Origin of the sequence: Pluralibacter sp., assembly GCF_019237635.1 — a bacterium.
Taxonomy (GTDB): domain Bacteria; phylum Pseudomonadota; class Gammaproteobacteria; order Enterobacterales; family Enterobacteriaceae; genus Enterobacter_B.
In genome coordinates this window covers 23,266-29,467 of sequence record NZ_JAFAGS010000014.1, presented here as the reverse complement: position 1 = coordinate 29,467, position 6,202 = coordinate 23,266, and the positions used below count along the sequence as shown (strand labels likewise).

General features: G+C 57.8%; 4 protein-coding genes. 2 read left to right on the top strand and 2 right to left on the bottom strand.

Translation table 11 applies throughout. The features are described from left to right. The coding region (locus tag JO226_RS01835) for a TetR family transcriptional regulator (RefSeq protein ID WP_293481897.1) at positions 1-441 on the bottom strand (441 nt) is incomplete at its 3' end. 117 nt (positions 442-558) lie between these two features. Here JO226_RS01835 and JO226_RS01830 point away from each other — a divergent pair. Then, the gene (locus tag JO226_RS01830) at positions 559-2,049 is read left to right on the top strand and encodes an MFS transporter (RefSeq protein ID WP_293481895.1); all 1,491 of its coding nucleotides are present in this window, start codon (positions 559-561) and stop codon (positions 2,047-2,049) included. A gap of 2 nt (positions 2,050-2,051) precedes the next feature. Here JO226_RS01830 and yddG read toward each other — a convergent pair whose 3' ends face one another. Continuing rightward, positions 2,052-2,933: an aromatic amino acid DMT transporter YddG gene (yddG, locus tag JO226_RS01825; protein ID WP_293481893.1), complete on the bottom strand. Its 882-nt coding sequence runs from the start codon at positions 2,931-2,933 to the stop codon at positions 2,052-2,054. A gap of 221 nt (positions 2,934-3,154) precedes the next feature. Here yddG and fdnG point away from each other — a divergent pair, with 221 nt between their 5' ends. Further along, positions 3,155-6,202, top strand: coding sequence for a formate dehydrogenase-N subunit alpha (fdnG, locus tag JO226_RS01820; RefSeq protein WP_293481891.1), 3,048 nt, complete (start codon positions 3,155-3,157; stop codon positions 6,200-6,202).

Below are 6,202 nucleotides of genomic sequence, written 5' to 3'. Positions count from 1 at the left end.
GCTATCGCGCAGGGTAAATTCGCCAGCCGCATGGCCCGCGTTAATTATCCTGACCGCTTCGTCATGCCACAGGTTCATGGTCAGCAGGTATGCGCTTTTAATTTCCGGGTCGCTGTCGGCCAGCAGTTGCGCCTGGCGCCACAGGCGGATGTAAGGTTCCAGCCATCCGTCTTCGCTGCCGAGCGTGGAAAACAGCTGTTCGCGCCAGTTGGCGGTGCGCGTGAGACGCTGCCGCTCCATCATCTTGCGGATCACGCGGATAAACGCCTGCGCTTTAAGCTCGCCGGAGGAGGCGAAGTGGTGATGAACCTGGCCTGCGGCGACACCTGCGGCGGTGGCGATATTGCGCACCGTCATTCCGGTAAATCCCTGATCCAGCGCCACGCGCATGGCGGCTTGCATGATGGTTTCCCGACGTTCTTCGCGATTCAGATAGCCCATTTTTCTCTTCCATATCGGTGATGGGCTGATAATAACAAAAAGCTGGACAAGTGTTCAACTTTCCCTCACGATCGCAAACTGGACAAATGTCCAATTTGGTATTAGTGAGGGAGATGTATGTTTCGCCAATGGGTAACATTATTTGCGATTTTGCTGGTGTATATCCCGGTTGCGATTGACGCTACCGTGCTGCACGTCGCGGCGCCGACGCTGAGCGTATCGTTGGGAACCAGCAGCAATGAACTGTTATGGATAATTGATATTTATTCGCTGGTGATGGCCGGTATGGTGCTGCCGATGGGCGCCTTGGGCGACCGCATCGGCTTTAAACGCCTGCTGTTGGTGGGGAGCGGGTTGTTCGGTCTTACCTCGCTGGCGGCGGCATTTGCCCCCAGCGCGATGTGGCTTATCGCCGCTCGCGCCAGTCTGGCCGTTGGCGCGGCGATGATTATTCCGGCAACGCTGGCGGGTATTCGTAATACCTTCAGCGAGGCGCGCCACCGTAATATGGCGCTGGGGTTATGGGCAGCCGTTGGTTCGGGCGGGGCGGCGTTTGGCCCACTGATTGGCGGGATTGTGCTTGAGCATTTCTGGTGGGGCGCGGTGTTTCTTATCAATGTGCCGATTGTGTTGGTCGTCGTCGCCGTGGGGTCAAGGGTCATACCGTGGCAGCCTGGACGCCGTGAACAACCCTTGAACTTTACCCATGCGGTGATGCTGGTGGTGGCGATTCTGCTGCTGGTGTGGAGCGCCAAATCGGCCATCAAGGGCAGCGAAGGGCTGTGGTTCGTTGCGCTGGCGCTGGTGGTGGGCGGCGTACTGCTGACGGCTTTTGTGCGTATTCAGCTCGCGGCGCGCACGCCGATGATCGATATGCGGCTTTTCACCCACCGCATTATTCTCAGCGGCGTCATCATGGCGATAACCGCCCTGGCGACGCTGGTGGGCTTCGAACTGCTGATGGCGCAGGAGTTGCAGTTTGTGCATGGCAAAACACCGTTCGAAGCGGGGCTGTTTATGCTGCCAGTGATGCTGGCGAGCGGTTTTAGCGGCCCGATTGCCGGGATGCTGGTGTCGCGTATTGGTCTGCGAGAAGTCGCGACCGGCGGTGTGGCGCTCAGTGCGTTCAGTTTCCTTGGGCTGTCGATGACAGATTTTACGACTCAGCACTGGCAGGCGTGGGGATTAATGACAATCCTGGGCTTTAGTGTCGCCAGCGCGTTGCTGGCGTCATCGGCGGCTATCATGGCATCTGCGCCAAAAGAAAAAGCGACAGCGGCCGGGGCTATCGAAACCATGGCCTATGAGCTTGGCGCCGGGCTGGGGATCGCGGTGTTCGGTCTGATTCTCACCCGCAGCTATAGCGCCTCTGTTGCCCTGCCTGACGGGCTGCCCGCCGGGGATGTGGCGCGCGCGTCATCGTCTATCGGCGAAGCGGTACAGCTGGCGCAGATGCTGGATCAGTCGCTGGCGACGGCGGTCATTGACGCGGCGAAAACCGCGTTTATTTCGTCGCACAGTGTAGTGCTGTTCAGCGCCGGGGGAATGCTGCTGGCGCTGGCGGTTGGCATCTGGTTCGGTCTGGCGAAGGTTCGTCAGACTGCATGAGGTTAGCGGCTTCGGGTGGCGAGCCAGCACAACAGGGAGCCTGCGCACACCATGCAGGCGCCCTGCCAGAAGCTCCATGAGAGCGGGGCGCTGAGCAGGAACGAAGCCAGCGCCGAGGAGAGGACCGGGGTAAAGTAGGAGCCGACGGCCAGCAGGCTGACGCTGCCGTGCAGGATCCCGGTATTCCATGCCGCGTAGGCAAAGCCGAGCGACAGCGCGCAAGTGAAAAGTTTAATCACCACCGGCCAGCTGAACTGCATCGGAGGTTGATCGCTGAACAGGTATTGAACCCACAGGCTCAGTCCCGTCAGTAATACGAAAAAGGTGATGCCGTTTTTCCCTTTCGCATATTTCGCGGTAACCGTACAGTAGGCCGCCCAGATAAATGCGCCGCAAAAAGCCAGAATATAGCTCAGGGGGCTGGAGATAATATTGCTGATAATTTCATCAATATTTAAGCCGTTTTCTCCGCCGAGCACCCAACTGACGCCGAGCAAAGAAAGCAGGAGCCCGGGGACAATCAATAAGGTTGATTTTTGACCGTTAAACAAAATAGCGAACAGGATGGTCAGGCTTGGCCACAAATAATTCACCATCCCCACCTCGATAGCCTGCTGACGGGTAGCGGCGTAACCCAACGACAGGGCCAGACAAATTTCATAGCTGACAAAAAGCAGGCATCCGGCTAGCAGGTAGCGCAACGAAAATTGCCTTACGCTGGGGATGCCGACGGTGAAGACCAGCAGCAGGCCGCTTAGCGAGTAGATCATCGCCGCGCCGCCGACGGGGCCGAGCCCTTCGCTGACGCCGCGGATAAGCCCGACCATGGTGCTCCACAGAATGATGGCGATGAGTCCAATAAGCGTCGCGCGTTGTCTTGTCATTTTCCCCAGGGTTCTATTCTTGAGACGAAAGAATAAGTTATACCACTTTTAGGGAGGCGATGTGGCGTTCGTTTGCGTCTCGTTAATCCCAAAGGATTATTAAAATTCACCCGCCCCAACTATTAAGGGGGCATTAGATTTCGATATTGATTTGACGCAAAAAAATCGGCGCCCGGGCTGTTAATTTTCTCTGCGATTTATCCTGATTATCGAGGAAAACAATGGACGTCAGTCGCAGGCAGTTTTTTAAAATCTGTGCGGGCGGTATGGCTGGAACCACCGCCGCGGCATTAGGGTTCGCCCCGAAAATGGCGCTGGCTCAGGCGCGTAACTATAAGCTGTTACGCGCCAAAGAGGTTCGTAATACCTGCACATATTGCTCCGTGGGGTGTGGGCTGTTGATGTACAGCCTGGGGGATGGCGCGAAAAACACGCGTGAAGCGATTTACCATATCGAAGGGGACCCGGATCATCCGGTCAGCCGTGGCGCGCTGTGTCCGAAAGGGGCCGGTTTGCTGGATTACGTTCACAGTGAGAACCGTCTGCGTTACCCGCAATACCGGGCGCCGGGGGCGGACAAATGGCAGCGTATCTCCTGGAATGAGGCGTTCAGCCGTATTGCCGCGCTGATGAAGGCCGACCGCGACGCTAACTTTATTGAGAAGAACGCGCAGGGCGTCACGGTCAACCGCTGGCTGTCCACCGGGATGCTCTGCGCCTCGGCGGCAAGCAATGAAACCGGCCTGCTGACGCAAAAATTTGTGCGCTCGCTCGGCATGCTGGCGGTAGACAACCAGGCGCGCGTCTGACACGGACCAACGGTAGCAAGTCTTGCTCCAACATTTGGTCGCGGTGCGATGACCAACCACTGGGTGGATATTAAAAACGCCAATGTCGTGGTGGTGATGGGCGGCAACGCCGCGGAAGCGCATCCCGTGGGGTTCCGCTGGGCGATGGAAGCGAAAAACAACAACGATGCGACGCTTATCGTCGTCGACCCGCGCTTTACGCGTACGGCGTCGGTGGCCGATATCTATGCGCCGATCCGCTCCGGCACGGATATTACGTTCCTCTCCGGCGTGCTGCTGTACCTGATTGAAAACAATAAAATAAATGCGGAATACGTTAAGCACTACACCAACGCCAGCCTGCTGGTGCGGGATGATTTTACCTTCGAGGACGGCCTGTTCAGCGGCTATGACGCGCAAAAACGCCAGTACGATAAGTCTTCCTGGAACTATCAGTTCGATGAAAACGGCTTTGCAAAACGCGATGACACGCTCACTGACCCACGCTGCGTGTGGAATTTGCTGAAACAGCACGTTTCCCGCTATACGCCGGGCGTCGTCGAGAACATCTGTGGCACGCCGAAAGCGGATTTTCTGCGGGTGTGCGAAGTTCTGGCATCGACCAGCGCCGCAGACAGAACCACCACCTTTCTGTATGCGCTGGGCTGGACGCAGCACACCGTGGGCGCGCAAAACATCCGCACTATGGCGATGATCCAGCTGCTGCTCGGCAATATGGGGATGGCTGGCGGCGGTGTGAACGCCCTGCGCGGGCATTCCAACATTCAGGGGTTGACCGACCTGGGTCTGCTGTCGACCAGCCTGCCGGGGTATCTGACGTTGCCTTCTGAAAAACAGGCCGATCTGCACGCCTGGCTTGCGGCGAATACGCCAAAAGCGACGTTACCGGATCAGGTGAACTACTGGAGCAACTATCCGAAGTTCGCTGTCAGCCTGATGAAATCCTTTTACGGCGATGCGGCGACAAAAGAGAACGACTGGGGCTTTGAGTGGCTGCCGAAATGGGACCAGGCCTACGACGTCATTAAGTATTTCAATATGATGGATAAGGGTAACGTCACGGGCTATATCTGCCAGGGCTTCAACCCGGTCGCCTCCTTCCCGGACAAAAATAAGGTCGTACGCAGCCTGAGCAAGCTGAAGTACATGGTGGTTATCGACCCGCTGGTGACCGAAACGTCTAACTTCTGGCAGAACCACGGCGAGATGAATGATGTGGACACCGCATCCATTCAGACCGAAGTGTTCCGCCTGCCGTCGACCTGCTTTGCCGAAGAGGACGGCTCCATCGCCAACTCCGGTCGCTGGCTGCAGTGGCACTGGAAAGGGCAGGAAGCGCCGGGCGAAGCGCGCAACGACGGTGAAATTCTGGCCGGGATTTATCATCGTTTGCGTGAGATGTACCGCGCAGAGGGCGGTAAAGGCGTTGAGCCGCTGCTGAAGATGCGCTGGGACTACAAACAGCCGGACCACCCGGAATCCGCAGAGGTGGCGAAAGAGAACAACGGCTACGCGCTGGCGGATCTCTTTGACGCCAGCGGTAACCTGGTGGCGAAGAAAGGCCAGTTGTTAAGCAGTTTTGCACTGCTGCGCGACGACGGGACCACGGCGTCTTCCTGCTGGATTTATACCGGCAGTTGGACGGAGCAGGGTAACCAGATGGCTAACCGCGACAACGCCGACCCATCAGGGCTTGGCAATACGCTGGGTTGGGCATGGGCGTGGCCGCTGAACCGCCGCGTGCTGTACAACCGCGCCTCGGCGGATATCAACGGCAAACCGTGGGACCCGAAACGGATGCTGATCGAATGGAACGGCACGAAGTGGGCGGGCAACGACATCCCGGACTTCAATACCGCCGTACCGGGAAGCGGAACCGGGCCGTTTATCATGCAGCCAGAAGGGTTGGGTCGCCTGTTTGCGCTCGACAAACTGGCGGAAGGCCCGTTCCCGGAACACTACGAGCCGATGGAGACGCCGCTTGGCACCAACCCGTTGCACCCAAACGTGGTCTCAAGCCCGGTTGTACGAATTTACGAGGACGACGCGCGGCGTTTGGGCAAGAAGGATAAATTCCCGTATGTGGGGACCACGTATCGCCTGACCGAGCATTTCCACACCTGGACCAAGCATGCGCGGCTTAACGCCATCGCACAGCCACAGCAGTTTGTGGAAATAAGCGAAACCCTGGCGGCAAGCAAAGGCATTACCAACGGCGACCGCGTGACGGTCAGCAGCAAGCGCGGTTTTATACGCGCCGTCGCGGTAGTCACCCGGCGTCTGCAACCCCTGAACGTCAACGGTCAGCAGGTGGAGACTGTGGGGATCCCGCTGCACTGGGGTTTTGAAGGCGTGGCGCTGAAGGGCTATATCGCCAATACCCTGACGCCAAACGTCGGCGATTCCAACTCGCAAACGCCGGAGTATAAGGCGTTTCTGGTCAACATCGAGAAAGCCTAA

Bases quoted from the DNA above. Each gene is read 5' to 3' on its own strand.
- JO226_RS01830 (WP_293481895.1), top strand. From the start codon at position 559: ATGTTTCGCCAATGGGTAACATTATTTGCGATTTTGCTGGTGTATATC.
- yddG (WP_293481893.1), bottom strand. From the start codon at position 2,933: ATGACAAGACAACGCGCGACGCTTATTGGACTCATCGCCATCATTCTG.